Source organism: Neobacillus sp. S1115 (assembly GCF_055385565.1).
Genome location: NZ_AP038275.1, coordinates 4,934,067 through 4,951,592, shown reverse-complemented (window position 1 = coordinate 4,951,592; position 17,526 = coordinate 4,934,067). Strand labels below are relative to the sequence as shown.

The window sequence follows — 17,526 nt, the reverse complement described above, 5'->3', positions numbered from 1 at the left end:
GCTGATATATGCTAATTCCGTTTGCGTTTGGCCCAGCTAATTCCCTTTCGATAGCCGAATCCCAAGATTAGATAGATTACCAAAATAATTACTCCCGTAACCAATCTTTCCTGCATGCTTCCATCTGCCATAAGAACCGGTCCAAGGCCAAAAAACGTAACCAAGCCAATGAGAAGGATAAAAACAGCGTGTACTAAAATTCTCACTACTTTCACCTCCAAATTTCCTTTTTATATATTGACGTTGAAAAGAAAAAAGCTGTTACAAATAAAAAGGACTTTGGGTTGCAGTCCCAAAGCCCCTTTATACCAATTAATATTTAATTAACGTATATTTCTTTTTCCCTCTTCGGACAATCGTAAACTGGCCTTCAATTTTGTCAGTTTCCTGAAGAGTATAAGAGGTATCAGTTACCTTTTCTCCATTAATGGCAATGGCACCATTTGAAATATCTTCACGAGCCTGGCGCTTGGAAGGAGAGATCTTTGCCGCTACTAATAGCTCAACCAAATTATTTTCCTCTTCATTTTGCAGCGCGTAAGACGGTACATCTTTAAAGCCCTGCTTGATTTCAGCAGCCGATAAACTGCGAACGTCTCCGCTAAATAGTGCTTCGGAAATCTTGATGGCCTGCTGCAAGGCATCCTCTCCGTGAATCAGACGTGTCATCTCTTCCGCCAGTGCCTTTTGGCCTTTACGGAGATGCGGCTCTTCTTGGACACAGACTTCTAATTGTTCAATTTCCTCACGAGAAAGGTAGGTAAACAGCTTCAAGTATTTCACCACATCGGCATCGGCTGTGTTAATCCAGAACTGATAGAACTCGTAAGGAGTGGTTTTTTCCGGGTCGAGCCAGATAGCGCCGCCTTCTGATTTTCCAAACTTGGTACCGTCGGATTTGGTTACAAGCGGAATCGTCAGCCCAAAGGCTTTCGTCTCTTCGTTATGCATTTTCCGAATTAACTCAAGACCTGAGGTAATGTTCCCCCACTGGTCACTGCCGCCAACCTGTAATTTGCAGTTATAATGATCATATAAATGGTTGAAATCCATCGCCTGTAAAATCGTGTAGGTGAACTCAGTAAAAGAGATCCCTGTTTCAAGCCTAGAGGCAATCGTATCCTTTGCCAGCAGGTAGTTGACACCGATATGCTTGCCGATATCACGCAGGAAGGCAATGACACTCATGGGCTCGGTCCAGTCGTAGTTGTTGACCATAACTGCGCCATTTTCTCCTTCAAACTCAAAAATGGCCGCTAATTGCTTTTTAATGCCTTCAACGTTTTTCTGTACCGCTTCGATTGTTTGCAGCTTTCGTTCTTCGCTTTTACCGCTCGGGTCGCCAATCAGCCCAGTTGCGCCTCCGACCAATACAAGCGGACGATGTCCATGCTGCTGGAATCTCCTTAGTGTTAAAAACGGCACCAAATGGCCGATATGAAGACTGTCAGCGGTTGGGTCTGTCCCGCAATAGAGGGAAATTTTTTCGTTATCTAAAAGATTTTGCAACCCTTCTTCATCTGTTTGCTGATAAATAATGCCCCGCCATTTCAAATCCTCTAATAAGTTCATTACTCAAAACCTCCAATAAAAAATAAAAACGCCCCTGCAATTATGCAGGGACGTAAAATATACGCGGTACCACCCAGCTTGAGGAAATTCCTCCAACTTGAAAAAGTAACGGTTTAAACCGTTCTCCGCTACTGTTTCTTCACAGAGAAAGCTCCAGGATGTAATTCACTCTTCTATATGTGGCAGCTTTCACCGGCCGCTGCCTCTCTATTTACAGGGATAGAAGAACTACAATTGATTCCCTTCAAAGCCTTAAATTATAAAAAAATGCTTATTGATTTTTTAACATATATTAAAGATAAAGTCAAACGGTAAAATGGAAATTTCAGAAAAATGTAGAAGCTTGTCAAATTTTATACCACCGATATGCTATAATGGATGTGATTTTATTAGAGGTGATGCTATGAAAGAAAAGTGGCAAATATGGAAGGAAAAAGCTGATTCCCTCCTAAATTTTATTACTCATAAAAAAACCGTCAAAGGTGCCAGGATTACGTATCAGGTTTTCTGGAACCTGTTTCTGCTTTTATTAACGGTTGTAATCCTTGGAGGGGCTTTTGCAACAGGTGTTGGCGCCGGTTATTTTGCCTCGCTCGTCAAGGATGAGCCTGTGCGTTCATACGAAGGTATGAAAAAAGATATTTACAACTATACGGAAACGTCGGACTTATATTTTGCTGATAATGTTTATCTTGGAAAACTACGGTCTGACCTGGTCCGTGATGAGGTCAAATTGAATCAGGTCTCCGATAACGTAATCAATGCTGTAATCGCTACGGAGGACGAATATTTTTACGAGCACAAAGGGGTCGTCCCAAAGGCCGTTTTTCGAGCCCTTTTTCAGGAAGTGACCAATTCTCCTATCCAATCGGGCGGAAGCACGCTGACACAGCAATTAATTAAAAACCAAATTCTAACCAATGAGGTTTCCTTCCAAAGAAAAGCAAATGAAATTTTGTTGGCTCTTCGTTTGGAGAAATTTTTCGATAAAAAGGAAATTCTTGAAGCCTACTTAAATGTGGCGACTCTTGGCAGAAATTCATCAGGGCAGAACATCGCCGGTGTCCAGGCCGCAGCAAAAGGGATCTTTGGAAAAAATGCTAGTGAGCTTACACTGCCGGAGGCTGCTTTTATTGCAGGACTGCCGCAAAGCCCGTTTGGTTATACCCCATTTACACGAGAAGGCACAGTGAAGAATAATCTGGAGCCGGGCATAACAAGAATGAAAACAGTTTTAAAAAGAATGTACGATGGCGGATATATTAATGAAAAGCAATACGCAGAAGCGTCTGCCTATGACATTACAAAGGATTTTACTCCGTCAGTACCAAATCCGCTTGATAACTATCCTTGGGTGACATTTGAAATTGAGAAACGGGCCATAGATGTTCTGACAACGGTATTGGCTAAGAAAGATGGCCATACAGAAAAAGATTTAAAACAAGATGAAAACCTTTATTACAAGTATAAGACGATGGCCAGCCATGACCTGCGGCAAAATGGCTATCAAATTCATACAACTATTAACAAAGATATATATGATGCCATGCAGGTGGTAAAAGATAACTACAAATATTACGGACCAGATAAACCGGAGGAAAAAGAAGACCCGGAAACCGGTGAAAAGAAAACCGTAATGGAACCTGTTGAGGTCGGTGCAGAACTGATTGAAAATAGTACCGGCAAAATCATCAGCTTTGTTGGCGGCAGAGATTATAATAAACAGCAGCTCAATCACGCTACCAGTGCAGTCCGCCAGAACGGTTCGACGATGAAGCCGCTGCTCGTTTACGGGCCGGCTATTGAACTCGGAAAAGCGGCGCCGGGAACCCCGCTGCCGGATGTCGAACTTAGACTGGATAAAAGCAAAAGTACACCATGGCCTCATAACTATGACAAAAGATATAGCGGGCTAGTATCAGCACGGTATGCTTTGGCCAAATCCTATAACGTGCCGGCTGTAAAGCTATACTCTGAAATCGTGGACCAGCGTCCAGCACAGTATCTGGAAAAGATGGGCTTTACCTCGCTAACAAAGGGGGACTACACGAATCTCGCTACCTCTATCGGGTCTTTGGATAACGGCGTAACTGTTGAAGAAAATACAAATGCTTTTAGTACCTTTGCCAATGGCGGGAAATTTATCGATGCTTACCTGATCGATAAAATTGTCGACAAGGACGGTAAAATTATCTATCAGCATGAAGTAAAACCTGTTGATGTCTTTAAACCTCAGACTGCATTCTTGACCATTGATATGATGCGGGATGTAATAAATATGGGTACAGCAGCAGGTGTAAAGAGCAAACTGAATTTCAGTGCTGATTGGGCAGGAAAAACCGGTACTGGTAACAATTATTTTGATTCGTGGTTTGTTGCCTTCAACCCGAATGTAACACTTGGAATTTGGACTGGATATGATACGCAGAAATCTTTAAAAACCAGCGGAATGTCTTACAGTCAGCGGACCAATAATCTTTGGGCTGAACTGATGAATGCGGCACATAAAATTAAACCGGATTTAGTTGCTCCAAAAGAAAGCTTCCAAATGCCTGAAGGAATTGTTAAAACCTCCTATTGCGCAGTTTCTGGCATGCTTCCGTCAGCGGCCTGTTCAAAGGCAGGCTTGGTTGAGAGTGATTATTTCAATGCCAAAGATGTTCCTACGAAAGTTGATGATAGTTTAATCGAAGGAAATTATGTAACGATCGGAAATAGTAAATATCTGGCTCTTGATTCCACACCAAAAGAGTTTACCCAGTATGGAACAATCTTAAACCCAGACTTTATCAACAGAATGGTAGGCAATGACTTTAAAAATATCAGCCAGCTTATTCCAAACAGGGGCAGATGGGACAATGTGTTTGTCTCAGGTGCTAAAATGGCCGATAACGGCAAGAAACCGGACAGTGTCACCTTGGCCGCATCCGGCAATACCCTCACATGGAGCGCACCGGCAGACAATGATATCGTCGGCTACCGTGTCTATCAGGGTGGATTTTTTGGAGCGAAGATCGCAAGCATCAACAGCGGTTCCTCACTATCCTATAATGTTGGAAATGGAAGCTTCTATGTAACGGCAGTTGATATTGCAGGAAATGAATCCGCACCTTCAAATGTAGTGGAAGTAGGAGTTTTAACTCAACAATAACATTTAATGGGGGTCTCAAAATTAGATTTTGGGACTCCTGTTTTTTATTTCCAAATGCATTTTCAAAAAACATAAAAAAGCCCCAGAATAGAAATTCTGGGGCTTTACAAATGCTAAATACAAATTAACGAGAGTAGAACTCGACGATAAGAGTTTCGTTAATTTCAGCAGGTAATTCAGATCGCTCTGGTAAGCGAGTGAAAGTACCTTCTAATTTGTCAGCATCGAAAGTTAAATAATCAGGAACGAAGTTAGTTGCTTCGATTGCTTCTTTGATTACATCAAGGTTGCGAGATTTTTCACGAACGCTGATAGTTTGGCCAGCAGCAACGCGGTATGATGGGATATCAACGCGAGCGCCATCAACTAAGATGTGGCCATGGTTAACTAATTGACGAGCCGCACGGCGAGTGCGTGCAAGACCTAAACGATAAACTACGTTATCAAGACGAGACTCAAGAAGAACCATGAAGTTTTCGCCATGAACGCCGCCTAATTTGCCAGCTCTGTCGAATAGGTTGCGGAATTGACGCTCATTAACACCGTACATATGACGAAGCTTTTGCTTCTCTTGTAACTGCAATCCGTATTCAGAAAGCTTTTTGCGTTGGTTTGGACCATGTTGTCCAGGAGCGTAAGGACGCTTTTCTAATTCTTTACCTGTGCCGCTTAGAGAGATTCCAAGACGACGGGATAGTTTCCAGCTTGGGCCGGTATATCGAGCCATGAATGACTCCTCCTTTAAGTTTTTATTTTGGTAAAATAAAAACCGTAACGAAACATCGATAACAGCCATTTTGTTTTCATGCACCATCGCCCTAGCAGCTAAGGGTTACGCGATGCACCTTCGCAAGAAGCTCTCGCGAGGAACAAAATGGAACAGCTAAAATCGTTTCATAGGCTGCAATATTTTACACAAAGAGTATTATATAATTTTTATTCGTGGTAAGTCAAGCTAATTTTTATTATAACACTGAAGTCATTCAGATAAGGTGATTTTAACAGACCAATTTTATTATACATATACTACAGAGAATTGAAATCGGTTTCAGTCAGGAGGGGACTTGCATTTTGGAAATGAAGAAAGCCCGATTTGAAACGGAAGTGATTCATGCCGGTTATTGTCCCGAGCAACACCAAGGAAGCTTAGTGCCACCGTTGTATCAAACATCTACCTTTACATTTGCCGATGCGGAACAAGGAGAAAAGCGGTTTGCCGGTGTGGAAGAGGGTTTTGTTTATTCGCGGTTGGGGAATCCGACCGTAAAAGTTCTTGAGGAAAGGATTGCTGCGCTCGAAGGCGGGGAGGCCGGATTGGCCTTTTCTTCAGGAATGGCCGCTGTCAGCGCTGTGTTGCTGGCTTTAACAAAGTCCGGCCGTCATATTCTTTGCTCCAAAGGGTTGTATGGCTGCACATTTGGTTTACTGCAATTGATGAAGGAGAAATTTGACATTGATCATCATTTTTCCGAAATGGATTCGGCGGAAACCTTAGAATCCGAGATTCGCCCCAATACTTCCTGCATCTATATCGAAACCCCGATTAACCCGACTATGAAGCTCGTCGACCTGGAATTGGCGGCAGCAGTCGCAAAAGAGAAGGGGATTCCGGTGGTTGTTGATAATACCTTTAGTTCTCCCTATATCCAAACGCCGCTCACTTGCGGCTGTGATATCGTCATTCATAGTGCAACAAAATATATATGCGGCCATGGTGACGTTATTGCTGGTTTAGTGGTCGGGAAACAGGAGTTTATTAAGCAGGTTTCTAAGACTGTTCATAAGGATTTTGGCGGAATCATGTCACCGTTTGATGCCTGGCTTCTGCTAAGAGGCATCAAAACCCTGCCGGTTCGAATGGATCGTCATTCTGAAAATGCCCTAAAGCTATTCAAATTTTTGAAAGGTCATCCAAAAGTAAAGGATATATTTTATCCTGGTGACCCGGAACATCCTGATTATTCCATAATGAAAAAGCAGATGAAACAAGCTGGCGGGCTGCTTTCCTTTTCACTTCATGGGACAAAGGAAACAGCGCAGCATTTTATGAATCAATTGGAACTAATTAAAATTGCGGTAAGTTTGGGAGACACGGAAACATTGATCCAGCATCCGGCGACAATGACTCACGCGGTCGTACCAGAAGAAGAACGGCTAAAAATGGGGATTGACAATACATTACTTCGGCTTTCCTTCGGTCTTGAAGCTTGGGAGGACTTAAAAGAGGATTTGGAACAAGCGCTTGATAAAATATAAAACTCGCCGTATGGCGAGTTTTCTTTATACGTGTTCGATTAGGATGGAGACGAATTCCTCAAGCTTTTCTTGGTCCAACTCATCAAAACGGTTTTTTTCCGGCGAATCAATATCTAGGACACCTATAACCTGATCACCTTTTACAAGTGGAATGACAATCTCTGACTGGGATGCAGCATCACAGGCGATATGGCCCGGGAATTGATGCACGTCTGCGACCCGAAGCGTCTCTGCTTTCTGGACTGCTGTCCCGCATACACCTTTTCCAACCGGAATACGGACGCAGGCAGGCAGGCCTTGAAATGGTCCAAGCACTAGCTCCCCGTCCTCCATCAAATAAAAGCCGACCCAATTAATCCGGTCTAAAAATTGGTTCAACAAGGAGGAAGCATTGCTCAAATTGGCAATTTGATTTTTTTCATCGTGGATGAGGGCATGCAATTGCTTCTTTACTAATTCATAATTTTCTTCACGAGTCCCTTTGTACATTTCGACGTTAAACATCCTTTTTCCCCCTACTTTTTAAAGTTTTATAGTCTATTTTAGCAGATTGAAAAGAAAAAGAGCAGACTTTGTCGATTTTTTCATGGAGGAATCCTTATCAAGAAAAAGAACAATTATATTAGGGGATTTTGTGTTCGAAAAGGGGGAAAAGGGATGAAGAAAAGTTCAAAGGATTCGGTCGTTGCAGCTGCTATTTTGTTGTTCAATTCCAAAGGCTACTCAGGTACGTCGATAAGGGATATCGCTGATGCCGCGAAAGTAAATACGGCCACCATTGCTTACTACTTTGGCAACAAAGAGGGGCTTTTGGAATATTGTTTTACCTATTTTTTTGAACAGTACATCAATAAAATGGAAGCGGCCTTTGCCACCATTGAAAAAGGGGCAGCAATTTGTCTGAAGCGCGTGGTAGCGGATTTGCTCCATTATCAATGGGAAAACATTCAGCTTGCCAGCTTTGTGTACAGGGAAATGTCAATTGATTCGCAAATGGTAAGAGAAATCATGGCCACCTATTCCTTGAAGGAAAAGTACTATTTTCAAAAGATATTTGAAAGAGGCTTTGAGTGGAATGAATTTCGGCCGCATTCGATTCCTTATTTAATTATCCAGCTAAAGGGTCTTTTAATGATGCCGTTTATGAATACTCATTACATGAGAGAAGTGCTGTATGTTTTCCCAAATGAAAAGTTTTTCGAGCAAAAATATTTAAAGGACCTTTTTCAATGGATTGACAAAACTCTTTGTTCCGATGTTCAAATAAAAAAAGAAGCGATTATAAAGTAGAGTCCAGGATTTGAATAAAAGCCCTCAGCTGAAAAGCTCCCTCAAAATGATCTAAAAAAAGGTAAAGCACTGGCTGTCATGATGAATTTATACAGCAGAGTGCTTTTTTTGATTTTCTTTTACAAAAAAATTGAAATTACTAGTCAAAAATTGTCGTATACATGGTATCATTAAGGCATCGAATTTAATCATTAACGGATTTTTTAAATAGATGTGAATGACAGCTGTTCGGAACAGGAGGCTTGCAAGTGAAATATATAATAGGGTTATTCATCCTTATCCTTGCGATATTTGTATTAGGGTATCTAATAAAGAAAAAGCATTTTAAAGAAATGGACCATCTCGAGGCCTGGAAAATTGATTTGTTTAATAGACCAATCCCTGATGAAATGGCTAAAGTAAAACAGCTTAATATGACCGGACAAACAGAGGAGCTTTTTGAGCGCTGGCGGAATGAATGGGACGATATTGTGACTGTCAAGCTGCCGGATTTGGAAGAAATGCTGTTTGATGCAGAAGAATACATAGACCGCTATAGATTCAAAAAAGCAAAAGAGGCCCAAAGCAAAATCACGGAAAAATTACAAGAAACTGAAAAACAAGTTAATAAAATTATCGAAGAGCTTCATGAACTGGTCGGCAGTGAGGAAAAGAACCGTGTAGAAATTGAGGAATTAAAGGAACTGTATCGAGAGACAAAGAAAACCTTGCTCGCGCATCGCCATAGCTTTGGCAATTCCGAGAAACATCTGGAAGCGGCGCTTACTGAGGTCATGGGGAAATTTCATGAATTCGATGAAAAAACAGAGCAAGGAAATTACTTGGAGGCACGTGAAGTCGTACTATTCATTCACGATAAACTAACTGGTATAAAGAATAATATGGATTTAATTCCGCAACTTTTAATTGAATGTCAGTCGCTGATTCCAAACCAGTTGGCCGAGGTAAAGTCTGGTTTACGGGAAATGATGGAACAGGGGTATTATTTAGAACATGTCCATGTGGAAACAGAAATAGAGCGTCTCGAGGAAAAAATCAGAGAAAATTTAGCTTTAGTTGAAAAAAGCGAAGTTGATCAGGCTCAGGATGGAAATAAAGAAATAAAACAGCGGGTGGATATTCTTTTGGACCTTTTAGAAAAAGAGGTACATGCCAAGCATTTTGTAAAGAAAAATGAACAGGCTGCAAGCAGTCTGCTTGCTGAGGCGGAAGAAGTGAATAAATATCTCGCATCGGAAGTCCTTCATGTACAGGCTACCTACCAATTGGCTGATCAGGATTTGGAAACACTGAACAATTTGGAAAGAGAGCTTGAGGCTGTTTACAAACGCTATGAAATATTATCAGAGAAAATAAAGCAAAACCAAACAGCTCAGTCCATCATGGGTGAAGAGTTAAATGAAATAAAAGAACACTTAGACCTCATACGTGAGGAGCAGCAAACCTTTGCCTTTAAACTTCAAGCCCTTAGGAAGGACGAACTGGAAGCAAGAGACAAAGTCCAAGAATTGGCTAAAAAGGTTGGAGAAACCTTCCGCCTTGTTCAAAAACAAAATGTTCCAGGACTGCCTGAAGAATATCGGTATTTATTGGAGGATACGAACGAGAGCATCCAAAATGTCAGATACCAGCTCGAGGAAAAGCCTCTTAATATAGCGGCACTAAATCAGTATTTAGAGATTGCTGTTCTATCAGTTGATAAATTGGTAAATTCTACTTTGGAATTGATAGAAAATGTTACGCTTGCTGAGAAGGCAATCCAATACGGGAATCGATACCGGAGTCAGTATCCTTCTGTTGCAAATGGATTAAGGAATGCAGAAGAGGCTTTTCGCCGTTATGATTATCAAGAGGCATTAGAGCAGGCTGCTGCTACGATCGAGGGGATTGACCCGGACGCATTGAAAAAAATAAAGACACCTGTAACTATTGATTAGGAAAAACCGATTGTCATATCGGTTTTTTTTCTTTGGCTAATAAGAAAGTATAAATTCAACTACGCTTCTGTCTTCATCCTATCGGACTCGCCAATCAGCAATTTTTTATTTGCTTTTTCAAGATAATAATTTATGGTAAGATTTATTTCGGCAGAGGTGTTAAAGGAAGGTTGTAAACCATGATTTATTTTGATAATAGTGCAACAACTAAACCATATAAGGAAGTATTGAACTCATTTCTAACTGTTTCGAGTGAATATTTTGGGAATCCCTCTTCATTGCACAGTTTCGGGGGACAGGCAGAAAAGCTTCTTTCCCAGGCAAGAGAACAAACAGCCAAGCTCATTGGGGTTAAAACGATTGAATTATATTTTACCTCGGGTGGTACAGAGAGCAATAACCTTGCCATTAAAGGGGCAGCTTTAGGTAACCGAAACAGGGGGCGCCACCTGATTACATCAAGTGTGGAGCATCCATCTGTTCTAACTGTAATGGAGCAGCTTGAGCAGGAAGGCTTTGAAATAACCCGCCTCCCTGTTGATAAGGATGGGCGTGTATCTGTTGACGATGTAAAAAGCTCGATTAGAAAAGATACTATTTTGGTTTCTATCATGAAGGTCAATAATGAGGTTGGTACAATTCAGCCCATTAACGAAATAGGGGACATGTTAAAAAGCTACCCATCCGTTATATTCCACGTTGATGCGGTCCAGGGAATTGGCAAGGTTCCTATAAACATATATGAAAGCAGGATAGATTTATTATCCATATCGGCTCATAAAATCCATGGATTAAAGGGGACAGGTGCCCTTTTTATTCGTGAGGGGGTCAGGATAGCACCGCTTTTTTCCGGAGGAAATCAGGAACGGAAAATCCGCAGTGGTACGGAAAATGTTGCCGGTGCAGTTGCAATGGCCAAAGCACTCAGGATGACACTGGATAAAAGTGCTGAAGCAATGGAGAGCATGGTTAAGCTTAAAAACCTGTTAAGAAATAAGTTAAATGAAATGGAACAGATTCAAATCAATACTCCGATAGAAAACTCAGCACCGCATATTTTAAATTTTTCTTTAAAAGGGATCAAATCAGAAGTGTTCATTCATGCACTTGAGCAGAAAAACATTTTTGTATCGACCACGAGTGCATGCTCTTCAAAAAAGAAGGCCCCTAGCAATACTTTGCTTCAAATGGGAGTGCCTGAAGGCCTTGCTGAAAGTGCAATAAGAATCAGCCTTTCCTTTGACAATACAGAAGAAGAAGCAAGGAAGGCGATCTTAGCGATAGAGGAAACAGTAAAACATTTAGGAAGGGTAATGAATAAATGAATTATGACCGTATATTAATCCGCTACGGGGAAATATCTACAAAGGGAAGAAATCGCAATAAGTTTGTTGATAAACTTAGAAAAAGTGTGAGAATTGCCCTGACCCCGTTTCCAAATATCAAAATTGAAGCTAGCCGCGATCGGATGTATGTTCTATTAAATGGAGAAAACGGGATAGAAATCATCAAAAAATTAAAGAATATATTTGGGATTCAGTCCTTCAGCCCGGCCATAAAGGTCGAGAGGGAAATGGAGTCCATTAAAGAAGTGTCTTTAACATTAGTAAAGTCTCTCTATAAAGAGGGGAAAACCTTTAAGGTAACAGCTAAAAGATCAGATAAAACCTTTGATCTGAATACAGATGAAATTAATAATGCTATAGGCGGCCATTTATTAACAAACATACCTGGGATTAAGGTGGATGTTCGAAATCCCGATATTAATTTACGGGTAGAGGTACGTAAAGAGGCCGTTTATTTGTCCTGCGAAACGATAAAAGGAGCGGGGGGACTTCCTTCAGAATCAAGCGGTAAAGCCATGTTGATGCTTTCCGGAGGAATTGACAGCCCGGTAGCGGGATATATGGCAATGAAGCGTGGCCTGGAAATTGAAGCAGTTCATTTTTTCAGTCCACCGTTTACTAGTGAACGTGCAAAAGAAAAAGTTATTGACCTTTCAAAAAAACTGGCCGAGATGGCAGGCGGCACATTAAAGCTTCATATTGTGCCATTTACCGATGTTCAGCAGGCCATCCGCGAACAGGTGCCTGAAAATTATACGATGACTTCAACAAGAAGAATGATGCTCCGCATTACGGATGAAATCCGCATAAAACAAGAGGGGTTGGCAATTGTTACCGGCGAAAGCCTTGGCCAGGTTGCCAGCCAAACACTTGAGAGCATGTATGCGATTAATGAAGTGACAAATACACCGATTTTACGTCCCTTGATTTCAATGGACAAAACGGATATTATTAAAATCGCGAGTGAAATTGATACACTTGAAATTTCCAATCGGCCGTATGAAGATTGCTGTACTATTTTTGTGCCAGCATCACCGAAAACAAAGCCAAAAAGAGAAAAAGTGAATCAATACGAAAGTTATTTCGATTTTGACCCATTAATTCAAGAGGCTGTACAGGAAGTTGAAACGCTTTTAATAAAACCTGACAGTGAGACTCATTCGGAATTCAGTGAATTATTTTAAACGTATTTAAGTATATTTTGTGAACATTTACCAATTCTAATTTTGCATGAAGCTTTAGTGTTCTACACATTCTATACTCACAAGGAGGTGAGTATAGATGGCTAACAACAACTCTAACCAATTACTAGTAAATGGTGCTCAGCAAGCTCTTGATGCAATGAAATATGAAATTGCTCAAGAATTTGGCGTAAACCTTGGTGCAGACACTACTTCACGCGCTAACGGATCTGTTGGTGGTGAAATCACTAAACGTCTAGTAGCTATGGCTGAATCACAATTAGGCGGCGGATTTGCTCGTTAATTAAAAAAGAATATGATGGCTACAGAGAGCGGGATTTTTTCTCGCTCTCTCTTTTTATTTTTCAGAAAAGGGCGTATAATTAGGACTAGGTAATAACATCAAATATAATACATTGTTACCAAGTGGAGGGGATATTAATGAAGCGGGAAGATTTAATTGCACCGGAAAAATACAATCTTGTTGCCGAGGTTGAGCAGTTTGCGAAGGACCCACACAAATTAGCCCTTAAATGGGAAAATGAATCAGGTGAAACAAAAGAAATTACATATGAAAATTTAATGAAGCAAGTAAATCAAGCCTGCAATGTCTTTGCCCAGAATGGGTTACAAAAAGGCGATGTAGTTCTTGTCATAGTCCCGCGGCTGATTGAGGCATACGTTGTCTATCTGGCTGCATTAAAAGCAGGTATGGTTGTAATCCCAAGCTCGGAAATGCTAAGGGAGAAGGACCTTCAGTACCGTATTACCCATGGTGATGTAAAAGCACTCATTAGCTATTATCCATATGTCGACCAATTTAAAGACATTGCAGAAGTACAAAAACTAGTCAAGTTCACAATCGGGGCCGACGTGGAAGGGTGGAAACGATTGGATGCTGAAATGAAAGAAGCATCAGATGTATTTCTTCTTGCGGAAACCAACCGTGATGACATGGCTTTCTTATCCTATACATCGGGTACAACAGGCAACCCTAAAGGGGTTGTTCACACGCATGGATGGGCTTTTGCTCACCTTAGGACAGCAGCAGCCAAGTGGCTTTGCATTGAAAAAAGCGATACGGTTTGGGCGACTGCCGGCCCTGGGTGGCAAAAGTGGATTTGGAGTCCGTTCCTGTCGGTATTAGGGTCAGGGGCAACAGGATTCGTTTACAACGGCAAATTTGAGCCGCAAAAATATTTAAGCCTTCTTCAGAAATATGACGTCAATGTATTATGCTGTACACCAACCGAATATCGTTTAATGGCGAAGGTCGATAATTTAGCTGACTATCAGCTGCCAAATCTTCATAGTGCTGTATCGGCTGGCGAACCACTAAATCGTGAGGTTATTGATACATTCCGTAAATATTTCCATTTGGATGTTCGAGATGGCTATGGTCAAACAGAAAATACATTGCTTGTTGGAGTTACAAAAGGTATGGAGTTGAAACCAGGTTCCATGGGCAAACCAACGCCTGGCAATCGCGTTGAAATCATTAATGAAGAAGGTCAAGTTTGCAGCGTTGGTGAAGTAGGCGATATTGCTGTACACGTCGAAACCCCTGCCCTGTTTAAAAACTACTATAAAGATCCTGAAAGAACAGCCATGCAATTCCGCGGTGATTATTATGTCACCGGAGATAAAGCAAAAATGGATGAAGACGGCTATTTCTGGTTTGAAGGACGAGGCGATGATATCATTATCAGCTCCGGCTATACGATTGGACCATTCGAAGTGGAGGATGCCCTTGTTAAGCACCCGTTTGTCAAAGAATGTGCGGTTGTGGCAAGTCCAGATGAAGTCCGTGGAAATATCGTTAAAGCCTTTGTTGTTCTAACAGAGAATGTGAACCAAGCTGACCCTGAATTGACGAAAACCCTTCAGGAGCATGTCAAAACGCTGACAGCGCCATATAAGTATCCAAGAAAAATAGAGTATATCCCAGAACTACCAAAGACCACTTCTGGAAAAATACGAAGAATCGAGCTGCGTCAAAAGGAATTGGAATCAGCCAAAAATCTATAAAATGGTTTCTTAAAGGCACACGGTAAACCGCGTGCCTTTAAGAATAGAATGAAAAATTTGTCAGGCAGAAAAATCCCCAATCATTGCTGTTTCAAGTTATAATAAGGAGTATTTCGAGAATAGAAAGAATTGGGGATGCGGAATTAATGAATAAGAATGAAACGCAGCAAGGGGTTATTTATGCCGCTGTTTCCTATTTGCTTTGGGGATTGCTGCCAATATATTGGAAACTTTTAGGGAATGTGCAAGCGGAAGAAATCCTTGCCAGCCGTGTTGTTTGGTCGTTTGTTTTAATGCTTTTTATACTTATTTTCACGAGGAAAATGGGACTATTTACAGAGACTTTAAGAGGCTTCGCGAAAAATAAAAAACAAATGTACGCATTAATATTGGCGTCCTTGTTAATAAGTGTAAACTGGTTTACTTTCATTTGGGCGGTCAATAATGGCCATATGATTGAAACAAGCCTTGGATATTATATTAATCCACTGGTCAGTATTTTATTGGGAATGATTGTCCTGAAAGAAAAGCTATCATTTTATCAATTTATATCCTTTGGGCTGGCAGCCATTGGCGTGTTAATCATCAGCATTTCCCATGGCACATTCCCGTGGGTTGCCATTGTTTTGGCGCTGACGTTTGGATTATACGGGCTTGTAAAAAAGCTTGTTAACGTTGAATCATCCGTCGGATTGACTTTAGAGACACTAGTGGTTACACCGCTTGCAGTTATTTATATAGGATATTTGTTTATCAACGGGTCCATGGCGTTTTTGCATAAAGGAATTGGCACGGATTTGCTCTTAATAGGGGCAGGTGTCGCAACAGCAGTACCTCTTTTATATTTTGCAAAGGGAGCGCAAAAAATTCCATTATCATTACTTGGCTTTTTGCAATATATTGCACCGACACTCACCTTACTTTTAGGGATTTTTGTATATAATGAACATTTTTCAAAAGTGCAATTGCTATCCTTCATCTTCATTTGGTCAGCATTAACCATCTACTCCCTATCCAAAACAAAGCTACTACCGGGAAAAGAATTTAAATGGAAAAAAAGAGCGGTATAACAAAAAGGCGGCTGACTTTCAGCCTCTTAGGCTGTCGAGAAACTATCGATAGCCTTTTATTTTATCCATTTTCTTTAGTGATTCACCACTTTAGTTCGTTATAATCGTAAAAGGCTTTTCAACAAGTCTGTTGATTGGCGCTCCACAAGGAAAGCTTCGGCAGCATAGGCATCGCACGCCTGAAAGCGTTAGCTTTTAGGAGGAGGCACTTCGCTTTCCGCGGGCGTGCCGGGGAGCCTCCTAAGAGCTATCGCTCCTGCGGGGTCTCCCCTGCCCCGTACTCCCGAAGGAGTCTTCGTGCCTTCCGCGCCAATCAACAGGTGGAATCAATAAAGAACTTCACCTCAACAAAAAAATAAAAAATAACTGGTGAATTTAATATTAATGCCAAAAAGAAAAGTTAAAAGTTAAATCGCTTATCTATCTTGGAAAGAATGCTTTATAAATTTAGAAAGAAAAAAATTGAGCGAAGCTTCGCAGATTTAAAAGAGCTGCATTGTCTTCATATTGTTGTTACGGGGATAAATAATGATAGAGAACGGACTCTGCATACTGTAGCCTGCCAAAACATGAAAAAGATAGCAACACGTTTATCAATGATGGAAATTGTATGTTGCAATACTTAGGTTGATTTGCCTCCCTGTTGATTGGAGCGGAGGGCACTCGACTCCAGCGGGATAGAGAGGTCACTGGAGACCCCGCAGGCGCCAAAGCGCCGAGGAGGCTCCAGGACCTCCCCGCGGAAAGCGAGTGCCCGGAGCGGAAATCAACAGGCCCTTTAGCAGAGACAATCAAAAAATTATAAAAACGTCCTTTTTACCTTTTCAAAGAAGGAGTTGTCCTTTAATTTTAGCGTTTTTAATTTTTTATCACTTAATTGAATTTTGATTTTATCAACATGGCGAATGCTAAGTGCTTCATTATCCATCCCCATGGTCGGGTAATCATTTTCCTCTGAAACAACTTTAAGTGTAAGCGCCCTTTCTCCGCTCAAAATAAACGATGCGCCAAGTGTCCGGTAATTGTTGTTGTTAATTGAAGCAACCTCGCTTACCTGCATGCAGGAGAGAAGCGGATCAACGACCGCACCCCGCACTGACTTATTATAGGCAGTGCTTCCCGTTGGTGTCGCAACAATCAGCCCATCCCCACGGAAGGTTTCGAAATGCACATCATCCACAAGAACATCAATGACAAGAGTTTTAATAATGGACGAGCGGATGCTGAATTCGTTGAGACACGTAAAAGTTCCTTTCCCATCTACAGAAACGTCGATAAGCGGGTAGCGGCGGACCTCCAACTGTTCTTTCAGCATGGCATTAATCATATTTGAGGTTTCGCCAATACGAAAATCACAATACATATTTAAATTGTTTTTTGTGGATATCCCCATATATAGGCAATCTTCCCGAAAACCGGTTTTTCTGACGGCCTGAAGAAAAGCCCCGTCATCCCCGATACTAGCAATGATATTTGCTTTACGATAATCATCGACAATCGTAAAACCATAGCGTTCAGTGGCTTCAAAAAGAGGGGCGGCTTTAATGAGGGTATCGTTATCGTGTTTATAATCATAATAAATCATTTGCCTTTCTGGCATATATTAGACCTCCTGGAAAAAATTAAAGTATTATAGTCCTGTTAAAATCCAAATTTTGATAAAATAATAGTAATCTCAAATTAGTTTAGCATTTT

14 protein-coding genes, 1 pseudogene and 1 other annotated feature are annotated in these 17,526 nt (G+C 41.2%); of the genes and pseudogenes, 10 read left to right on the top strand and 5 right to left on the bottom strand.

Annotated features, from left to right (window positions below; genetic code table 11):
- Nucleotides 1-11: 11 nt before the first annotated feature.
- Together ACZ5B7_RS24230 and tyrS are read right to left on the bottom strand one after the other, a co-directional pair.
- Entirely contained in the window at nucleotides 12-206 is a 195-nt protein-coding gene (locus tag ACZ5B7_RS24230) for a DUF6954 family protein (RefSeq protein WP_464491257.1), read from the bottom strand.
- Between the two features lie 106 nt (nucleotides 207-312).
- On the bottom strand, nucleotides 313-1,572 hold the full coding sequence (tyrS, locus tag ACZ5B7_RS24225) for a tyrosine--tRNA ligase (RefSeq protein WP_464491256.1): 1,260 nt from the start codon (nucleotides 1,570-1,572) through the stop codon (nucleotides 313-315).
- A 43-nt stretch (nucleotides 1,573-1,615) separates the two neighbouring features.
- Nucleotides 1,616-1,829, bottom strand: a binding site (T-box leader).
- Between the two features lie 146 nt (nucleotides 1,830-1,975).
- Between tyrS and ACZ5B7_RS24220 the strand changes: the two genes are divergently transcribed.
- A complete protein-coding gene (locus tag ACZ5B7_RS24220; RefSeq protein ID WP_464491255.1) occupies nucleotides 1,976-4,723 on the top strand; it encodes a transglycosylase domain-containing protein in 2,748 nt (915 codons plus the stop codon).
- A gap of 124 nt (nucleotides 4,724-4,847) precedes the next feature.
- Here ACZ5B7_RS24220 and rpsD read toward each other — a convergent pair whose 3' ends face one another.
- Nucleotides 4,848-5,450, bottom strand: coding sequence for a 30S ribosomal protein S4 (gene rpsD / locus ACZ5B7_RS24215; RefSeq protein ID WP_423802675.1), 603 nt, complete (start codon nucleotides 5,448-5,450; stop codon nucleotides 4,848-4,850).
- 350 nt (nucleotides 5,451-5,800) lie between these two features.
- On the opposite strand from rpsD, the gene megL reads away from it, so the two are divergent.
- Complete coding sequence (gene megL, locus ACZ5B7_RS24210) at nucleotides 5,801-6,979, top strand: methionine gamma-lyase (protein WP_464494561.1); 1,179 nt, start codon at nucleotides 5,801-5,803, stop codon at nucleotides 6,977-6,979.
- 24 nt (nucleotides 6,980-7,003) lie between these two features.
- Here the strand turns inward: megL and ACZ5B7_RS24205 are convergent, their stop codons facing one another.
- A complete protein-coding gene (locus tag ACZ5B7_RS24205; RefSeq protein WP_213144593.1) occupies nucleotides 7,004-7,483 on the bottom strand; it encodes a GAF domain-containing protein in 480 nt (159 codons plus the stop codon).
- Nucleotides 7,484-7,636: 153 nt separating this feature from the next.
- On the opposite strand from ACZ5B7_RS24205, the gene refZ reads away from it, so the two are divergent.
- The 8 genes and pseudogenes from refZ to ACZ5B7_RS24165 all read left to right on the top strand — a co-directional run.
- The gene (gene refZ / locus ACZ5B7_RS24200; protein ID WP_464491254.1) at nucleotides 7,637-8,269 is read left to right on the top strand and encodes a forespore capture DNA-binding protein RefZ; all 633 of its coding nucleotides are present in this window, start codon (nucleotides 7,637-7,639) and stop codon (nucleotides 8,267-8,269) included.
- 248 nt (nucleotides 8,270-8,517) lie between these two features.
- On the top strand, nucleotides 8,518-10,206 hold the full coding sequence (gene ezrA, locus ACZ5B7_RS24195; RefSeq protein ID WP_464491253.1) for a septation ring formation regulator EzrA: 1,689 nt from the start codon (nucleotides 8,518-8,520) through the stop codon (nucleotides 10,204-10,206).
- A gap of 179 nt (nucleotides 10,207-10,385) precedes the next feature.
- A complete protein-coding gene (locus ACZ5B7_RS24190; protein ID WP_464491252.1) occupies nucleotides 10,386-11,531 on the top strand; it encodes a cysteine desulfurase family protein in 1,146 nt (381 codons plus the stop codon).
- Nucleotides 11,528-12,736 (top strand): tRNA uracil 4-sulfurtransferase ThiI, encoded by a 1,209-nt coding sequence (gene thiI / locus ACZ5B7_RS24185; protein ID WP_464491251.1) that lies wholly within the window; start codon nucleotides 11,528-11,530, stop codon nucleotides 12,734-12,736. Before ACZ5B7_RS24190 ends, thiI begins: the two co-directional genes overlap by 4 nt.
- Nucleotides 12,737-12,833: 97 nt before the next feature.
- Entirely contained in the window at nucleotides 12,834-13,037 is a 204-nt protein-coding gene (locus tag ACZ5B7_RS24180) for a small, acid-soluble spore protein, alpha/beta type (RefSeq protein WP_423799313.1), read from the top strand.
- Nucleotides 13,038-13,174: 137 nt separating this feature from the next.
- A complete protein-coding gene (gene mbcS, locus ACZ5B7_RS24175; RefSeq protein ID WP_464491250.1) occupies nucleotides 13,175-14,761 on the top strand; it encodes an acyl-CoA synthetase MbcS in 1,587 nt (528 codons plus the stop codon).
- 146 nt (nucleotides 14,762-14,907) lie between these two features.
- On the top strand, nucleotides 14,908-15,831 hold the full coding sequence (gene rarD / locus ACZ5B7_RS24170; RefSeq protein WP_464491249.1) for an EamA family transporter RarD: 924 nt from the start codon (nucleotides 14,908-14,910) through the stop codon (nucleotides 15,829-15,831).
- A gap of 404 nt (nucleotides 15,832-16,235) precedes the next feature.
- Nucleotides 16,236-16,457, top strand: a pseudogene (locus ACZ5B7_RS24165) (hypothetical protein); the annotation flags it as partial.
- Nucleotides 16,458-16,630: 173 nt separating this feature from the next.
- On the opposite strand, the gene ACZ5B7_RS24160 reads toward ACZ5B7_RS24165, so the two are convergent.
- Nucleotides 16,631-17,431, bottom strand: a complete 801-nt coding sequence (locus ACZ5B7_RS24160) for an NAD kinase (RefSeq protein WP_464491248.1) — start codon at nucleotides 17,429-17,431, stop codon at nucleotides 16,631-16,633.
- Nucleotides 17,432-17,526 lie beyond the last annotated feature (95 nt).

Excerpts from the sequence above, each read along its gene's own strand:
- ACZ5B7_RS24190 (WP_464491252.1), top strand. The coding sequence starts at position 10,386 with ATGATTTATTTTGATAATAGTGCAACAACTAAACCATATAAGGAAGTA.
- refZ (WP_464491254.1), top strand. The coding sequence starts at position 7,637 with ATGAAGAAAAGTTCAAAGGATTCGGTCGTTGCAGCTGCTATTTTGTTG.
- ACZ5B7_RS24220 (WP_464491255.1), top strand. The coding sequence starts at position 1,976 with ATGAAAGAAAAGTGGCAAATATGGAAGGAAAAAGCTGATTCCCTCCTA.
- rarD (WP_464491249.1), top strand. The coding sequence starts at position 14,908 with ATGAATAAGAATGAAACGCAGCAAGGGGTTATTTATGCCGCTGTTTCC.
- ACZ5B7_RS24160 (WP_464491248.1), bottom strand. The coding sequence starts at position 17,431 with ATGCCAGAAAGGCAAATGATTTATTATGATTATAAACACGATAACGAT.
- mbcS (WP_464491250.1), top strand. The coding sequence starts at position 13,175 with ATGAAGCGGGAAGATTTAATTGCACCGGAAAAATACAATCTTGTTGCC.
- megL (WP_464494561.1), top strand. The coding sequence starts at position 5,801 with ATGAAGAAAGCCCGATTTGAAACGGAAGTGATTCATGCCGGTTATTGT.
- ACZ5B7_RS24205 (WP_213144593.1), bottom strand. The coding sequence starts at position 7,483 with ATGTTTAACGTCGAAATGTACAAAGGGACTCGTGAAGAAAATTATGAA.
- tyrS (WP_464491256.1), bottom strand. The coding sequence starts at position 1,572 with ATGAACTTATTAGAGGATTTGAAATGGCGGGGCATTATTTATCAGCAA.
- thiI (WP_464491251.1), top strand. The coding sequence starts at position 11,528 with ATGAATTATGACCGTATATTAATCCGCTACGGGGAAATATCTACAAAG.
- ACZ5B7_RS24180 (WP_423799313.1), top strand. The coding sequence starts at position 12,834 with ATGGCTAACAACAACTCTAACCAATTACTAGTAAATGGTGCTCAGCAA.
- rpsD (WP_423802675.1), bottom strand. The coding sequence starts at position 5,450 with ATGGCTCGATATACCGGCCCAAGCTGGAAACTATCCCGTCGTCTTGGA.